Raw genomic sequence first — 16,329 nt, 5'->3', positions numbered from 1 at the left:
GGTGTTCAACGGCTAAACCTTTTTGATGGAACCGGCGCCCGAACTTTCGAAATGCACGCTCGGCTCGCCCTGGTACTGCACTTTGCTGGCCCCGGTCGCTTCGGCTTTCAGGATGCGGCTGGCAAATACCTGAGCGGTGCAGGCGCCCGTCACCTCCACGGTGGCGTCTTCCACCGGGAATTGCAGGGCGTGGAGCGTCGATGCGCCGGTCAGGTCGGCCGCCAGGGTATTGCCCCGCCCGATCAGCGTCAGCCGGGACGCCCCCGTAATGTCGATGTTCAGCAGTTGGGCCTCCCCTTCAAACGATACGTTGGAGGCCCCCGTAATGTCGATGTCCAGGCCGGTCAGTTCCCGAAAACCGGTGAGTTGAAGGGTGCAGGCGCCCGACACATCCAGTTTGCTCAGATGCGGGGTGGTGAGGGTGAGCAGCAGATCATACTGGCGGTGCCAGAAGAAAAAACCGGAACCCACTTTCAGCCATTTGCCCCGCTGCCGGACCTTTACGTTCTGAATGGCCCGGCGCGACCCCCGGGCGGTCAGCGAATACGCCGGACCGTCGGAAACCAGCACGTTCAGCATGCCCCAGATTTCCAGTTTTTCAAACGCCGTAATGCGCAAATCTTCCGTCACTTCCTCGTACGATTCCTTGTCGGTTTGCCACCAGATTGTCGTCACCAGCGCCAGCAGGCCCACCGACAACAGGGTCAGGTGCAGGTAATTTTTTACGGGCTCAACCGGCAACGCTTCCGCCAGGATCAACCAATCGGGTAAGTTATTCATTTTCAAGCGTCCTTATTTTTTGTCAAAGATGGCGGGGTTTGTATGCAGTCACAACGGTCCACCGACGAACTAACTAAAAAGCCGGATGAGCCGTCGAACCTACCGAAAGTTCTGTATTTTTGAACGTTAGTTGTTTCGCGGAGGTGAGCGGAGAAATAAAGAATTTAGCAGAGTCTTTTTTAAACGTCCCGGCTTATCTCTCTGTTTCTCCGCTCACCTCCGCGAAACTACCTTCATCCAAAACTCTATTGTTATGCCAAGCTGGTATCAGGGAAAAATTCGCTATCAACTCCAGGACCCTACCGGAAAATTCAAAACCATTAACGAAGCGTACTTGATCGACGCGGTTTCGTACACCGACGCCGAAGCCCGTTTGTACAAGGAGGTAGCCGCCAATACGCCCGACTTCACGGTGACGGCCCTCTCCCGGATGCGGCTGGCCGATCTGTTTCATTTTGAAGATGGGGGGGAAACCTGGTACAAGTGCAAAGTGGTTTACGTCACCGAAGACGACAAAGGCCGCGAGAAACGCATCGTGAACCAGATGCTGGTGAATGCCGAGAACGTCAGACAAGCCTACGATCGCATCGAGGAAAGCCTGCGCACCATGTTGATTCCGTTTGAAACGACCGACATCAACACCACCAAAATTCTGGACATTTATCCGTACGTGGAAGAAGAACGAATCCCCGCCAATCTCCGCCCGCTGAGCGAGGTCGTGGAGCAGGAAGGATAAGCGCGTTTGCGGTTCATCATTCGCTATTCAACAGTCAGTATTCGCTAGTAAAGAGTAAATCCAAACGAGCGAATAGCGAATGTTGAATAGCGAATAATGAACGCGTCAGCCCCGGCAAAAACCGTAAACTGAAAACCGTATACCCGTTACGGCCCCGCCAGCGGCTGCAACGAAACCAGCCGTTTCGTCCCTTTGGAATCAATGATTTCCAGTGTTTTAACGTCTTTCCCTAGGGCGACTTCCCGCGCTGATTGCGAGAGAAACGACTGGCCGTAATAAAACTCCAGCTTCTGCTTTTTGCCATTGGCATACGTCACGGTTGCGGCCACATCCGTCGGTTTCAGCCGGACGGGTTGCGTCGGTTGCAACGATTTGAAGACTTTCAGCGGCCCCCGGTTTTGGGAAGCGACGATCAGCGACGTACCCAAACCGCCCTTTGCGCCGGCCCCCGTTAACTGAACAATTCCTTTGGCGTTGCCGGGCACGTAAAAACCGCTGGCCTCCGGATTCAGCGCCCGAAAACCGCCTTTCCCGTCGCCTTTCAGCAACAAGCCGTTTAGTGCATCGAGCCGCCCGGCCAGGAGTTCATTGCTGAAATCGTTGCCCACCAGTAAAACATCCGGGTTGCCGTCGTGATCAAAATCGTCGGCAATCATGCCAAAAACCGGGGCGGTTTGCGCCTGAACGGGCAAGTCGTGCAGCACAAAACGACCGTCGCCTTTGTTTTCCACGTAAGCCGATTTCATGTAGTTGGCTTCCAGCACGATCGCATCTTTTAACTCGTCTTCCTTCAGGATTTTGTCGATGGTGGCCACGGCAAAATCCTTGTTCAGCGGAAACCGCGCCCGCATGGAGATGATCTGGCGAATCAGGTCCTCCCGCCCGTTGAACGGAAATTCCCCCTTTTTGCCGTTTATATCCGGAAAAAACACCGTCGGAATGGCGTCGTAAAAACCGTTGTTGTCAAAGTCTTTGGCGTAAACCCGCAGCGGCTCCTTGTCGCTGGCGTGGGCCAGGGAGTTCAGACCCAGGTTTCCGGCGATGTAATCCATGTCGCCATCGCGGTCAAAATCGGCGGCTACCAGGGAGTTCCACCAGCCTTTTTGCTGGGCGATGGACGGGTTGAGCGGTTGTGCGTCCGCAGTGGCGCTGAGTTTTTTCCCCTGCGCATTTTTCAGAATCGTCAGCGGCATCCACTCCCCGGCCAGCATCAGGTCCGGCCAGCCGTCGTTGTCGGTATCGGTCCAGAGCGCGTCGCAAACCAGCCCAATGTTTTGCAGCCCGGGCGCCACCGTTTTGGTCACATCCGTAAATTTCGGCTGACCGGGTTTTGAATCGTTCCGCAGAATAAAACTCGACACCGGCCGGGGGTACTGGTTCGGCACCACGCGCCCGCCCACAAACAGGTCCAGATCGCCGTCGCGGTCGTAATCAGCCGCTTTGACGCAGGATTTGCTGATGCGGTTTTGGGGCAGGGCCAGCGCAGAAAGCGAAAACCGTCCTTTGCCGTCGTTCGCGTAAAACCGGTCCTGGTAAGCCGCCGTGTTGGCATCGCTCTCAAAACCGCCACTGGCAACGTACAGGTCCAGGTCGCCGTCGCCGTCGGCATCGAACAGCAGCGCGCCCATGTCTTCTTCCGGTTTGGTCTCGCCCGACGCACCCGGCAGCAGATCCTGCGGAACCAGTTTGCCGGCCGCCGTCTGGATCAGAAACTGGCCTTTCTGGGTTCGTGAGCCACCGATGAACAGATCGTCCAGCCCGTCGCCGTTCACGTCGCCGACCGCCAGCGTCGGGCCGTATTGCGACAATTTATGCGGTAACAACTTCTGCTGGTTGAAGTCGATGTACTCCGGTTCCTGGTGCACAAATTTTACGTTCAGCGAATCGGTAACGTCCCGAAACAGCGTTCCGGCGGGGGTCGCGGGCGGCAGCGGGGCGGTTTCGGTCGCGTTTTTCACATCGACCGTCAGCACCTGATTGGTTTTCACGTTGCGCAACGTCTGCGACTTACCCGGTTTTCCATTTTGGGCGGGCCAGGTGATCCGTACGGTTTCCAGGGTCTTGGTACGGCCCAACCCGAAATGAGCCGCATTTTCAACGGTGGACAGATACCCCCGGTAGATCGTGTGTTCGTAGACCTGCTTCTCGCCTTTTCCGTAGGTCAGTTCTACCAAGGTTCCCAGGCCCATGCGGTTTTGTTCGCTGCCGTTGAATTTGATGCGTAAATAATTGGCATCCAGCGGCTTCTGTTCCACTAAGTTGTTGCGGTAGACGAATGCCGAATCGTTGATGTTGTTGATCACCACGTCCAGATCACCGTCATTGTCCAGATCACCGTAGGCCGCTCCGCTCGAAAAAGCGGGGGTCATCAGGCCCCATTCGCTGGAAACATCCTTGAACGACAGATCCTTGCCGCTGTTCTTGAACGCGTAATTGTTGATTTTGATCACCGGAATCTGCGTCAGCATGTAGTCTTTGGTCGCCACCGATGCGTTGTCGGCGTAGTAGAGCATGAAATCCCGGTCGGTAATGTCTTTCGGAAAACCGTTGGTCACCACCAGATCGCGGTAGCCATCGTGGTCAAAATCAACGGCCAGGGGGGTCCAGCTCCAGTCGGTGGCCGCTACCCCGGCCATCAGGCTGATTTCGCTAAAAACCGGCTCGCGCGTGCCCGGCCGAAATCCCTGATTGATTTGCAGCGTGTTGCGCATGTACTGGTGCCCGTACCTGAATTCTTCGTTGTTCAGGTAGGTCTGGTAGTTGTTCGGCGGAATAAACATTTTCTTCCGGAAATTGTCGTTCGGCAGCATGTCGAGCACCACAATGTCGAGCAGGCCGTCGTTGTTCAGATCCGTCACGTCGTTGCCCATCGCCGAACTGCTGGTGTGTTTGAAAAACCGCCCGGCCTGGTCCGTAAACGCCGGTTTGCCAAAACCGCCCGTTTGGTTATTGATGAAGAAATGATCTTCGCTCAGGAAATCGTTCGTGATATAGATGTCTTTCCAGCCGTCGCGGTTGATGTCGCAGATGTTTAGTCCCAGGCCGTAGCCTTCCAGCTGGATACCGGCTTCTTTCGACACATCGGTAAAAACCGGGTGCCCCAGTTTCGGATCGTAGTCGTTGCGGTAGAGCCGGTCGGTGGTTGGCGAGGAACCGTCGATTACTTTGTTGCGGTAGGCGCCCGGGTATTTTTCGGCCATGTTCACCAGCACAAACAGGTCCAGATCGCCGTCGTTGTCGTAATCGAAAAAAGCCGCATTGGTCGTGTAGCTGTCATCGGCGATGCCGTACTCTCTGGCCATTTCCTTAAAAACCGGCACACCCGCTTTCTGCCCTTTCCAGCCCTGATTCACATACAAGAGATTTTCGCGGTCGCGGGCCGATTTCCGGATGGTCGCACCGACGTATATATCCAGCAGTCCATCGTTGTTGATATCAACCAGTGCCACACCGGAACACCATTTCCCGTCTCCGCCGACGCCCGCCTTTTCGGAAACATCCGTAAACTTGAAGTTACCCTGATTGAGATACAACTTGTTAGCCACCAGATTCCCGGTAAAAAAAACGTCCTGCAAGCCATCGTTATTAAAATCGCCGATGGCTGTTCCTCCGCCGTTGTAGAAATAATCGATGTTTAAAATGTTGAGCGTATCACTTTCATTCATCCGGTTTGAGAACGTAATCCCGGTTTCTTCGGCAGGAAGCAGGCTAAAAAGGGTTGGTCCGGAAAACTGACAGCTACTGACGAAACCGCCCAAAAGAAAGAGAAAGCAACCAAAAATTAATTTTTGAAGCATACCTGAAGAATAATATACTAACTTATTAAAATACAAAAATTAAACTATTTTTAATCTGACTGGATACAAAGCCGAATACTCACTTTTAGGATGGGGAAAAAGCCGTCGAATTAACAGACAGTTTCTCCGGCAAAGTACGCAAAATCGTTGCGATCAAATCGCTATTTGACTAGTAATCAAATCGTAGCAAAAATTTATGAAACTTTTTATCTCCTATTACTACCCACATAATTTGTTAACATTCAATAGTATACAATAAAATCTTGACAACTTATAATAAAATGTTGCAACACGATTTTTTATAATATTCCTGAGAAAATTTTGAAGTATGTCCAAAGTCCTCTTAATTTAGTACGAAAATAAAACCAATTATTACAAAACCTATTATGAAAGCACAATTCTACAGATTGTTCCAGTCTGCTTTCTTGGGTGCGTTTGTGTTATTTTTCAGCATAAACGCGATGGCCCAGGAGCGCCGAATTACAGGAAAAGTGTCAGGTGCCGACGGCCCGGTTCCGGGAGCGAACGTGGTGATCAAAGGCACCACGACCGGTACCTCGACGGATGCCAACGGTGATTATGCGATCGCCGTCCGCGGCAACAGTCCTACGCTGGTTATTTCCGCCATCGGTTTTAAATCCATTGAAGTTGCAGTGGGCAACCGGAGTTCGGTTGACGTGCGTTTAGATGATGACGTTACGGCCCTGAGCGAGGTGGTTGTTACGGGGTATACGACCGACAGCCGTCGCGAAACCACGGGTTCGGTCGCCATTGTTAAATCACGCGATTTGACGGCCGTTCCGACCGGTAACGTCGAGCAGTCACTGGCCGGTCGGGTTGCCGGGGTAACGGTCGTTACGAACGGACAGCCGGGTACGACGAGCCAGATTCGCGTCCGCGGTTTTGGTGCTTTCGGTGGAAACGAACCACTGTATGTAGTAGACGGGGTGCCGGTGGGCTCAACGGACTTCCTGGCACCGGACGACATTGAAACGACGACGGTTTTGAAAGATGCGGCTGCCGCATCCATCTACGGGGCGCGGGCCGCCAACGGGGTAATCGTTTACACGACGAAAAAAGGATCAAAAACCGCCCGCAGACTCTCTATTTCCTACGACGGTCAGTATGGGGTAACATTCCCCGGCAAGGGCCAGGAAATGCTCAACCCGACGGAATTTGCCGACTGGACCTGGAATGCGTTCCGGAATTCGGGTCGGAAAGTGGGCGATGAAAACTGGACTCACCCGCAGTTTGGCAACGGCGCGACGCCGGTTATTCCGGATTACATCAACGTAGGCGGCCGTTCGGGCGTTGTCGGTACGGTTGACCTGGAAGCCGAGCGGGCCAAATACAACGTTAACCCGCAGGCCGGGGCCGTTTATCAGGTTGTCCGGGCCAACAAGGCGGGAACCGACTGGTACGATGCCATCACGCGTCTGGCTCCCATTCAGCGCCACGCCCTGGGTTTCTCGGGCGGAACGGATTATGCCCGGTACTACATCAGCTTCAGTGCTCAGGACCAAAAAGGGATTCTAACGAACAACAGCTTTACCCGCTACACTTTCCGCGCGAACACGGAATTTAACTTATCCGAAAAAATCCGGATCGGTGAAAACCTGCAATTTACCTACCGGTCGGTGTTGGGCTTAGGCGGTGACAACGGTGGACAAGGGGTTGCCGACGATGAAAATAATATCCTGGCGGCTTTCCGGATGCCTTCCATCATTCCGATTTACGACGAATTTGGCGGTTATGGCGGAACGGCAGCGAAGGGCTTTAACAACCCCCAGAATCCAGTGGCCGCCCGCGATGGTTTGAAAGACAACTACGCGTTCAACGGCAACGGGTTTGGTAACGTGTACGCCGAATACGATCCCATTCCGGGTCTGACCCTGCGGAGCACGATCGGTGGTCAGTACGATAACTTTTACGGGTATGGCTACAACCGGTTGCAGTACGAAAACTCCGAGAACAACTCGGCATTCGGTTACAACGAATTCAGCGGTTACAGCTTCCGGTGGACCTTCACCAATACCGCATCCTACAAAAAGAAGTTTGGCATCCACGGTCTTGAATTCCTGATTGGTCAGGAAGCCCTGAATACCGGCAAAGGTCGGAACATTGATGGAAACGGCTTGAATCCGTTCTCAATTGATCCAAACTACGTGACCCTGACGACAACAGCCGCCAGCGGCCGGGTCGTTAACAGCGGCTACGGACGCGGGGTAAACTTCTACTCCCTGTTTGGTCGGGCGGTGTATAACTTCAACGATAAATACATCGTCACCGGGGTGATTCGTCGCGATGGCTCGTCACGCTTTGGGGCCAACAACCGCTACGGGGTGTTCCCGGCCTTCTCGGCAGCCTGGCGGGTATCGTCCGAAGAGTTCATGAAGGGCCTGAGCTGGGTGACGGATTTGAAAGTACGGGGTGGCTACGGAACGATGGGGAACTCCAACAACGTCGATCCGAACAACCAGTACAGCTTGTACGCAGCCAACGTAGGTCAGTCGGCGTACGACATCAACGGCTCGAACAGCAGTACCCTCGAAGGCTACTACCGGACGCGGATCGGGAACCAGGATGCAAAATGGGAAACCAGTATTACGAAAAACATCGGTATCGATGCAACCCTGCTGAACGGTAAATTAGACGTTATTCTTGATTTGTGGCAGAAAGATACCAAAGACCTGCTGTTCCAAGTGCCGGTTACGGCTACCCTCGGCTACCGGGCTTCGGCACCTTCGGTAAACGTTGGTAAAATGGTCAACAAAGGGATTGACATCCAGCTTATCAACCGGGGCAAAGTGACCAGTGACCTGGCCTACGAAGTAACCCTGACGGGCGGTTTCCTGAAAAACGAAATCTCCGAACTGGCGCCGGGCCTGACGTACCTGACCACGGTGAACCCGGGCTACCGCGGTATCAACCCGATCCGGAACCAGATCGGTTATTCGATCTCGGCCTTCTACGGCTACCAAGTTCTCGGTTTATTCCAGAACCAGGAAGAAGTAACGGCTTCGCCCGCGCAGGATGGGAAAGGCGTTGGCCGGTTCCGGTATGCCGATCTGAACGGCGATAACAAAATCGACGCCAACGACCGGACGTACCTGGGCAGCCCGGTTCCGAAATTCAGCGGAGGTTTCAACCTGAAACTGAACTACAAAAACTTCGAGCTGAACACGTACCTGAACGCTTTTGTGGGGAACAAAATTTTCAACGTGTCGAAATGGTTCACGGACTTCTACCCGTCGTTCGCCGGTGCGGCCATCAGCGCCCGCGTGAAAGACTCGTGGAGCCCCACCAACACGGGAGCAACGACGCCGATTTTCGAAGATGCATCGAACTTCAGTACCAACACCCAATCGAATTCGTTCTACGTGGAAGACGGCGATTACCTGCGGATGCAGAACGTTTCGCTGGCTTACAACCTGCCCGCTGCGCTCCTGAACAAAGCCAAAATCCAGCGCGTCAAGGTGTTTGTTTCCATCAATAACCTGTTCACCCTGACGAAATACCAGGGCCTGGATCCCGGTGTCGGTGGTAACGTCGATACGCAGTTTGGTATCGACCTGGGTAACTATCCGCTGACTCGTCAGTTGCTGGGTGGTTTGAGCATCGGATTCTAAAAAGAAAAGCCATTACAACACATGAAAGCAATATTTAAAAAAGGAGTAATTACCGCAGCCACCGCATCGACCCTGATGTTTGTCGGTTATGCCTGTAAGGATAGTTTTCTGGAAATACCCGCCACCGGCCAGGTGAGCGTCTCCCAGTTAACTTCCAAAAAAGGGTTGGAGGGTGCCCTGATTGCGGTTTACGGCCAGATCAACGGCCGCGATAACCGGATGGCCAGCCCGTCCAACTGGGTTTGGGGGAGCATCCGCGGGGGCGATGCCAACAAAGGAACCGACCCCGGTGACTTCCAGACTATCAACCCCATTCAGCGTTTCGAATACCTGACCACGGGTGATGTTATTTTCGACAAATGGCGGGGGAACTACGAAGGTATTGCCCGCGCCAACAACGTCCTGAAGCTGCTGGCCACCCCCGGTCCGGATGTAACTGACGCCGACAAGAAACGCATCGGCGCCGAAGCCCGCTTCCTGCGTGGACACTATTATTTCGAACTGAAGCGGGCCTTTAACATGGTTCCTTACGTTGACGAGACGATGGACTACGGAACCGGCATCGAAAAGGTGAAAAACGACAAGGATATTTATCCGCAGATCGAAGCGGATCTGAAAGCCGCTTATGACAACCTGCCCGAAACGCAGGATGCCGTGGGCCGGGCCAACAAATGGGCCGCTGCTGCTTACCTGGCCAAAGTTTATATGTACGAGAAAAAGTACACCGAAGCCAAAGCCCTGTTTGACCTGATCGTTGCGAATGGTAAAACGTCGAATGGCAAAAAATACGGTCTGGTGCCGAAATATGCCGACTACTTCAAGGCGTCGAACGACAACAATGAAGAATCCGTCTTTGCTGTTCAGGCGGCTGCCAACACCGGTAGTGTGAACAACGCCAACCCGGAATTTGACCTGAACTACCCGTATAACACGGGTCCGAACGGCCCGGGCAACTGCTGCGGTTTTTTCGCTCCTTCGTTTGAAATGGGCAACTCGTACCGGACCAATGCCAACGGTCTGCCGTTGCTGGATGGTTCGTATAACCAGGCCGCTAACGAAGTAAAAACCGATCAGGGGGTTCAGTCAAAAACCGCCTTTACACCGGACGCCGGCAACCTGGATCCCCGGATTGACCACGTCATCGGCCGGCGCGGCATTCCGTTCCTGGACTGGATCGACCACCCGGGTTTCGACTGGATCCGGAACCAGGCCAACGCCGGACCGTATTCGCCGAAGAAATTCGCTTATTACAAATCGGACGTTGGTTCGTTGCAGGATAACAGCACCTGGACGCCGGGTTACACCGCCCTCAACTTCCCGGTTATCCGGTATGCTGATGTGCTGCTGATGGCCGCTGAAGCCGAAATCGAAGTGGGTTCATTGACCAAAGCCCGCGACTATACCAACCTGGTTCGCACCCGGGCAGCCAATCCGGCCGGATTTGTCATGAAAGCTGGTGCGCCGGCGGCTAAGTACGTGATCAACGTGTACCCGGCTACGAACTTTGCCGACAAAGCAACGGCCCGTACCACGGTGTATTTCGAACGGAAACTGGAGCTTTCGCTGGAAGGCCACCGCTTCTATGACCTGGTTCGCTGGGGCCTGGCCGACAAGGAGGTCAATGCCTACCTGAACTACGAAGGCAAAAAACTGATCAACGCCCTGGGCGGTGCCAAGTTTACGCCGAACAAAAACGAATTCCTGCCCATCCCGCAGGATCAGATCGACTTGCTGGGGGCTGATGTCCTGAAACAGAATCCTGGCTATTAATCGGTCAGAAACCGGTCACAAGTTTGTCAGAGGTGGAGCATCTGCTCCACCTCTTTCTCTTTTTACCAGACTGTTAAAACCGGTGGTTTTCGCACCAATCGCAAAATCCTGTACGGGATGACAAAATCCTGCACTTGCATTTACAAGCGGGAACCTCTACTTTTGAACCGCCATGAAACGCGCCCTCTTCACCTACATCAACCTCCTGATGGCCTGCATCGTGCTGCTGAGCAGTACCGGTTTTAGCCTGATCGAGCATACGTGTTTGATGCGCGGAAAAAAAGTGACGCTGGCACTGAACCGGGAAACCCAATCGACCTGCCCGGTTCACAGCAAGAAGTTTTCGGTGTCGAACCAGACCTCCCTCGGTCCGGTCGTCAAACGCACCGACTGCTGTAAAGAAGAACAGCGGTACGAAAACGTGGACTTTTCGTCGTCCATCACGCAACTGGTCGCCAAGTTCATCAAATCGGTAGCCGATGTGGCCGGAACTGGCGTTGCTGCCGTGCTCGGCTGGCTGCTCAACGATTTATTTCCCGTAACGCCTGAATCAGCAACGATCCGGGCCGACTCGCCCCCTCTTCTTTCCGGGCGGAGCCTGCTCACGTTTGTTCAACGTTTTCTGCTATAGGATTCGGTTGTGCTGAAAAGTAAAGTCCGTGCCAGCGTGCAGGGCTCCTGCTATTTTCTTCATCACAATTCGACTTTTATGCATCCACATTCCATCTACAGAAAGGGGTTGATCGTCGGTTGGCTGACCCTGTTCAGTTTCCTGCCAACCCAAGCACAGACCGTAACCGGCACGGTTTCGGAGCGCGTCAATTCCCAAACCGTTCCGCTGGCCGGCGTTACCATTTACTGGGCCGGAACTTCGGTCACCACCACGACCAGTCCCGAAGGCCGTTTTGAAATTTTGCGATCCGACGCCACCAACCAGCTGGTATTCAGCCTGGTCGGTTTCAAAGCCGATACGGTTTTGGTTGCGGATCAAACCCAGCTGAGCGTTACACTCACCAGTCAGAATACTTTACAGGAAGTCACCGTGCAGGGCGCGTCGTCGCAGACAGACCGAATGTCGCCCATTCAAAACGAAATTCTGACCACCCGCACGCTGGCCAAAGCCGCCTGCTGCAACCTGTCCGAATCGTTCGAAACCAACGCATCCGTCAATGTTTCCTACAGCGACGCCATCACCGGGGCCAAGCAAATTCAGATGCTGGGACTGAGTGGGTATTACGTCCAGACCAACGTTGAAAACATTCCGACCATCCGCGGGCTGGCGTCAACGTTCGGCCTGAATTTTGTGCCCGGCACCTGGATCTCGTCCATCGATATTGGCAAGGGCGCGGGCTCGGTCGTGAACGGGTACGAAGGCATGACGGGCGCCATCAACGTGGAACTGCAAAAACCGGATGCGCAGGAACGCATCGTGGCCAATGCCTACGCCAACAGTTTCGGGCGCGTGGAAGGCAACCTGAACCTGTCGAAACCGCTGACTGACAAATGGAGCGTCGGTTTTCTGGGTCACGCCAGCACCCTGCAAAACCGGGTCGATCAGAACGGCGACAATTTTCTGGATTTGCCGCTGTACTCGCAATACAACGGCATTGTGCGGGCCAAATACGGAACGGAGCGGTTCATGACCCAGTTCGGCGTCAAGGCGCTGTACGAAGATCGGACGGGCGGGCAGGCCACCGAAAACCGCAGCAGCGGCCCTACCTACACTTTTACCAACACCACGAAGCGGGTCGAGCTGTTTTCCAAAACCGCCCGGCTGTATCCCGAAAAACCGTACCGGGGCCTGGGCCTGATTCTGAATGCCGTCCACCACGAACAGAACTCGGTTTTTGGCTTTACACCTTACGACGGCCGGCAGCAAACGCTCTACGGCAACCTGATCTATCAGTCGATTATCGACAACACGAATCATTCGTTCAAGGCCGGTTTGAGTTTTCTGCTGGACGAGTACCGCGAAAAATACCGGGATACCCTGATGACGCGAACGGAGTCGGTGCCGGGTGTTTTTGGGGAATATACCTACAAGTACCTGGACAAACTGACGCTGGTGGCCGGAGCGCGGCTCGACGTTCACAATTTGTTCGGCGCGCAGTTTACGCCCCGGTTTCACCTCAAATACGACCTGACCGATCACCTGATTCTGCGGGCCTCGGCGGGGCGGGGTTTCCGGACGCCGAACGCACTGGCCGAAAACTACGGCTACCTGGTCAGTTCGCGGGCGGTTTATTTTGACGATAAACTGGAAGCCGAAGTTTCCTGGAATTACGGAACCAGCCTGACGCAGGAATTCAGCCTGTTCGGCCAGCGGGCGTCGCTGGCGCTGGATTATTACCGAACGAACTTCCAGAATCAACTGGTGGCCGACCTGGAACACCCGCGCGAACTTCATTTTTATTACCTCTCAAGCCGGTCGGCGCCCGGTTTGAACGCCCGCTCCTTTTCCAACAGTTTTCAGGCCGAACTCAATTACCAGCCCATCAAGCGCCTGGAGGTTAAACTGGCCTACCGGCTGTTCGACGTCCGGCAGTCGATGGGCATGACGTTTGGCGAGAGTCTGCTGCTGCCCCGGATGATGGTCAGCCGCGACCGGGTGCTGTTCAACGCGGGCTACGCCCTGCCGTACGACAAATGGAAGGCTGATTTTACGGTGCAATGGAACGGCCCGCGCCGGATTCCGTACCTGCGCGAAGGCTACGAACACACGGGTTACCAGAACATGCCCCGCGAAAACGCACCCGGTTTTTTCAACATCAACGCGCAGGTAAGCCGGGCGTTCCGGCGGTGGGAGGTGTATCTGGGGGGCGAAAACCTCGGTAATTTCCGGCAAGCCAACCCGATTGTTGGTGCCAGTGACCCGTTTGGCCGGGATTTCGACGCAGCCGCCCGGGTCTGGGGTCCCATTACCGGCCGGATGATCTACGCCGGTTTTCGGTATAAACTAAAAATCTGATGCGCTGAACCCGGTTCATTCTGCGAAGCCAGGTTCGAGACAATTCAGTTTTGATGATAATTCCTATGAAACTATTCATTAAACACATGGTTTGCGGGCGGTGCAAGCGCGTCGTCCGGGACATCCTGGAAGAATTGGGTCTGGCGGTTCACAAGGTCGAGCTGGGCGATGTCGAGGTGGACGAATTACCGGCTGCGGTTTCGCTGGCGGACATTCGGCAGGCGCTGGCCGCCAACGATTTTGAACTGCTGGAAGACCGCAAAGCCGTGTTGGTTGAACAGATCAAGGCGCTGGTCATCAACGAAATTCACCACGACCGGCGCGAGCGCCCCGACCATCAGAATCTGTCGGATTTCCTGACCCAGAAGATCGGCTATGATTACTCGTACCTGAGTCATTTGTTTTCGGCATTGGAAGGCATGACCATTGAAAAATACGTCATCGCGCAAAAAATCGAGAAAGTAAAAGAATATTTGCGCTACGGAGAGTTAACCCTCAGTGAGATTGCCTGGCGGCTGGGCTACAGCAGCACGCAGCACCTTTCTAACCAGTTCAAGCAGCTGGTGGGTCTGACGCCGAGTGATTTTAAACGAACGGATGCGGCTTTTCGAACCGAAATTGATAAAGTAGGGCCGCCAAAATGATGCACAACGGCGCCCGGGTTTTGTACGTTATCAGGCGTCCTGCCGTTCTACCTTTGCACCACCTGCCGTACCCGAAAAACATGTAAATCAACGATTCACTAAGTTAACCTTACCGGTATGGAAACGATGCAAAACCATCAGCAACACGTTCAGATTTGTTTTGATTGCGCAGCCGCCTGCGAACACTGCCTGACGGCCTGTTTACGGGAAGACCACGTTGCGATGATGCGCGACTGCATCCGGCTTTGCCGCGACTGCGCCGATTTCTGCAAACTCTGCGGCAGCCTGACGGCCCGCGATTCTGCCCACATGATGAATTTTATGGTACTCTGCGCCGACGTGTGCGACGCCTGTGCCGACGAATGCAGTAAACACGATCACGACCACTGCCGGGCCTGTGCCGAAGCCTGCCGCCGTTGCGCCGACGACTGCCGGCGGCTCTCGGCCAATGCCTGAGCACCGGTTTTTCAGTGCCGAACTTTGCTATGAATACAATCCATAAACCAGTACCGCTCAATCCCGTTTGGCGGGGCCTTTACGCGGGATTGAGCGTTTTTTTTGCCGTCCTTTTTCTGACGCTTGCCCTGACGGCGCGGGCCGGCGGTTTTCTGGCCGACACCAGCCGGAAAGCGAAAATGCCACCCGCCAAAAAGATGATGCGGCAGGACAGCCTGGATCATGCCGCCATGGGCCACGCCATGCACGACATGATGCAGATGCAAAAAGGCATGGCGATGATGTCGCACCTGTATTCGCGGAACCTGTCCATGAACCGGAATGCCTCCGGAACGGCCTGGCACCCCGACCACACCCCGATGTACATGCACATGTCGCACCCCGAAGGCACGTCCGGAAAACCGTGGATGACGATGCTGCATTACAGCGTTTTTGTCCGGCACACCAATCAGAATTTCAACAATCCGGGCAGACGGGGCCGCGCGACGGCTTTCGATGCGCCCAACTACGTGATGGGCATGGCCCAGCGGCACGTCGGCCAACGCGGGTTGCTGGCTTTCAAAGCCATGCTTTCGCTCGATCCGCTGACCGTCGGCAAGGGCGGATATCCGCTGCTTTTCCAATCGGGCGAAACCTACCGGGGCCAGCGCCTGATCGACCGCCAGCACCAGCACGATCTGTTTTCGGAGTTATCGGTCGGGTATTCCTACGCGCTTTCCCGCCATGCCGATGTGTTTGGGTATGTCGGTTATCCCGGGGAACCGGCGCTGGGCCCTCCGGCTTTCATGCACCGGATTTCATCGTTCAACAATCCGGATTCGCCCCTGGGACACCACTGGACCGACGCAACGCACATCACGTTTGGAGTGGCCACGGCGGGTTTTCGTTATAAAATTGCGAAAGTCGAAGTATCCAGTTTTACGGGTCGCGAACCCAACGAAAACCGGTACGGTTTTGACCGGCCGCGCTTCGACAGTTATTCGTACCGCCTGTCGGTGAATCCGTCGCCCGCGCTGGCGGTGCAGTTTTCGCAGGGATTTATCAGGAGCCCGGAAACTCTCGAAGCCGATCACGATGTTATTCGTACAACGGCATCGGTTTTGCACAGTAAACCGTTGGGACGCCCCGATCGGTATGTGGCCTCGGCGCTGGTCTGGGGCATGAATTCGCACGATGGTCAGCACGAAAATGCGTACCTGGCCGAGAGCAGTTTGCAGTTGGGTTCAACGGCCTTGTATGGACGGTACGAAAATGTTACCAAATCGGCGCTGGAACTCGCGGTGCCGGTTCAGGATTTTCCGGAAAAGACCTTACTCACCATCAACAACCTGACTTTGGGCATGAATTACCGGTTTCTGAGGGTTGGTCAAACGGACCTGGTGCTGGGGGCTCAACTGACGGGCAGCCTGATTCCCCGAAACGGGCTTTTGCAGGAACAGTACGGAAAAACACCGGTTTCGGGTCAGCTTTACCTGCGTATTACGCCCTCGCTGATGCCCATGATGATCCCGGGAAACCGCACCAATCGCCCTTAAACGACATTTTAAAC

The 16,329-nt window shown here is 54.6% G+C and carries 10 protein-coding genes; 8 read left to right on the top strand and 2 right to left on the bottom strand.

Translation table 11 applies throughout. The annotated features are described in order from the left end of the window. Window positions 1-12 precede the first annotated feature (12 nt). Complete coding sequence (locus ACYVHX_RS22505; RefSeq protein WP_460673947.1) at window positions 13-780, bottom strand: GIN domain-containing protein; 768 nt, start codon at window positions 778-780, stop codon at window positions 13-15. 253 nt (window positions 781-1,033) lie between these two features. On the opposite strand from ACYVHX_RS22505, the gene ACYVHX_RS22500 reads away from it, so the two are divergent. Next, the gene (locus tag ACYVHX_RS22500; protein ID WP_460673946.1) at window positions 1,034-1,516 is read left to right on the top strand and encodes a DUF4494 domain-containing protein; all 483 of its coding nucleotides are present in this window, start codon (window positions 1,034-1,036) and stop codon (window positions 1,514-1,516) included. A gap of 146 nt (window positions 1,517-1,662) precedes the next feature. On the opposite strand, the gene ACYVHX_RS22495 is transcribed toward ACYVHX_RS22500, so the two are convergent. After that, window positions 1,663-5,313: a CRTAC1 family protein gene (locus tag ACYVHX_RS22495; protein WP_460673945.1), complete on the bottom strand. Its 3,651-nt coding sequence runs from the start codon at window positions 5,311-5,313 to the stop codon at window positions 1,663-1,665. A 386-nt stretch (window positions 5,314-5,699) separates the two neighbouring features. Between ACYVHX_RS22495 and ACYVHX_RS22490 the strand changes: the two genes are divergently transcribed. From ACYVHX_RS22490 to ACYVHX_RS22460, 7 genes are all read left to right on the top strand, one after another. After that, window positions 5,700-8,942, top strand: coding sequence for a SusC/RagA family TonB-linked outer membrane protein (locus tag ACYVHX_RS22490; protein WP_460673944.1), 3,243 nt, complete (start codon window positions 5,700-5,702; stop codon window positions 8,940-8,942). A gap of 21 nt (window positions 8,943-8,963) precedes the next feature. Further along, window positions 8,964-10,712, top strand: coding sequence for a RagB/SusD family nutrient uptake outer membrane protein (locus ACYVHX_RS22485; protein ID WP_460673943.1), 1,749 nt, complete (start codon window positions 8,964-8,966; stop codon window positions 10,710-10,712). Window positions 10,713-10,884: 172 nt separating this feature from the next. Beyond that, window positions 10,885-11,343 carry an HYC_CC_PP family protein gene (locus ACYVHX_RS22480; protein WP_460673942.1) on the top strand — a complete coding sequence of 153 codons (459 nt, stop codon included), beginning with the start codon at window positions 10,885-10,887 and terminating at the stop codon, window positions 11,341-11,343. A 78-nt stretch (window positions 11,344-11,421) separates the two neighbouring features. Continuing rightward, window positions 11,422-13,680, top strand: coding sequence for a TonB-dependent receptor (locus ACYVHX_RS22475; RefSeq protein ID WP_460673941.1), 2,259 nt, complete (start codon window positions 11,422-11,424; stop codon window positions 13,678-13,680). Window positions 13,681-13,745: 65 nt separating this feature from the next. Beyond that, window positions 13,746-14,324 (top strand): helix-turn-helix domain-containing protein, encoded by a 579-nt coding sequence (locus ACYVHX_RS22470; protein ID WP_460673940.1) that lies wholly within the window; start codon window positions 13,746-13,748, stop codon window positions 14,322-14,324. A gap of 117 nt (window positions 14,325-14,441) precedes the next feature. Next, complete coding sequence (locus ACYVHX_RS22465) at window positions 14,442-14,780, top strand: four-helix bundle copper-binding protein (protein ID WP_460673939.1); 339 nt, start codon at window positions 14,442-14,444, stop codon at window positions 14,778-14,780. Window positions 14,781-14,809: 29 nt separating this feature from the next. Continuing rightward, the gene (locus tag ACYVHX_RS22460) at window positions 14,810-16,315 is read left to right on the top strand and encodes a hypothetical protein (protein WP_460673938.1); all 1,506 of its coding nucleotides are present in this window, start codon (window positions 14,810-14,812) and stop codon (window positions 16,313-16,315) included. Window positions 16,316-16,329 lie beyond the last annotated feature (14 nt).

Source organism: Larkinella ripae (genome assembly GCF_054780775.1).
Note: the sequence above shows the minus strand (reverse complement) of the source record. Positions and strands in the feature narration are given on the sequence as shown.

Bases quoted from the DNA above. Each gene is read 5' to 3' on its own strand.
- ACYVHX_RS22480 (WP_460673942.1), top strand. From the start codon at position 10,885: ATGAAACGCGCCCTCTTCACCTACATCAACCTCCTGATGGCCTGCATC.
- ACYVHX_RS22490 (WP_460673944.1), top strand. From the start codon at position 5,700: ATGAAAGCACAATTCTACAGATTGTTCCAGTCTGCTTTCTTGGGTGCG.
- ACYVHX_RS22505 (WP_460673947.1), bottom strand. From the start codon at position 780: ATGAATAACTTACCCGATTGGTTGATCCTGGCGGAAGCGTTGCCGGTT.
- ACYVHX_RS22475 (WP_460673941.1), top strand. From the start codon at position 11,422: ATGCATCCACATTCCATCTACAGAAAGGGGTTGATCGTCGGTTGGCTG.
- ACYVHX_RS22485 (WP_460673943.1), top strand. From the start codon at position 8,964: ATGAAAGCAATATTTAAAAAAGGAGTAATTACCGCAGCCACCGCATCG.
- ACYVHX_RS22460 (WP_460673938.1), top strand. From the start codon at position 14,810: ATGAATACAATCCATAAACCAGTACCGCTCAATCCCGTTTGGCGGGGC.
- ACYVHX_RS22470 (WP_460673940.1), top strand. From the start codon at position 13,746: ATGAAACTATTCATTAAACACATGGTTTGCGGGCGGTGCAAGCGCGTC.
- ACYVHX_RS22465 (WP_460673939.1), top strand. From the start codon at position 14,442: ATGGAAACGATGCAAAACCATCAGCAACACGTTCAGATTTGTTTTGAT.
- ACYVHX_RS22495 (WP_460673945.1), bottom strand. From the start codon at position 5,313: ATGCTTCAAAAATTAATTTTTGGTTGCTTTCTCTTTCTTTTGGGCGGT.
- ACYVHX_RS22500 (WP_460673946.1), top strand. From the start codon at position 1,034: ATGCCAAGCTGGTATCAGGGAAAAATTCGCTATCAACTCCAGGACCCT.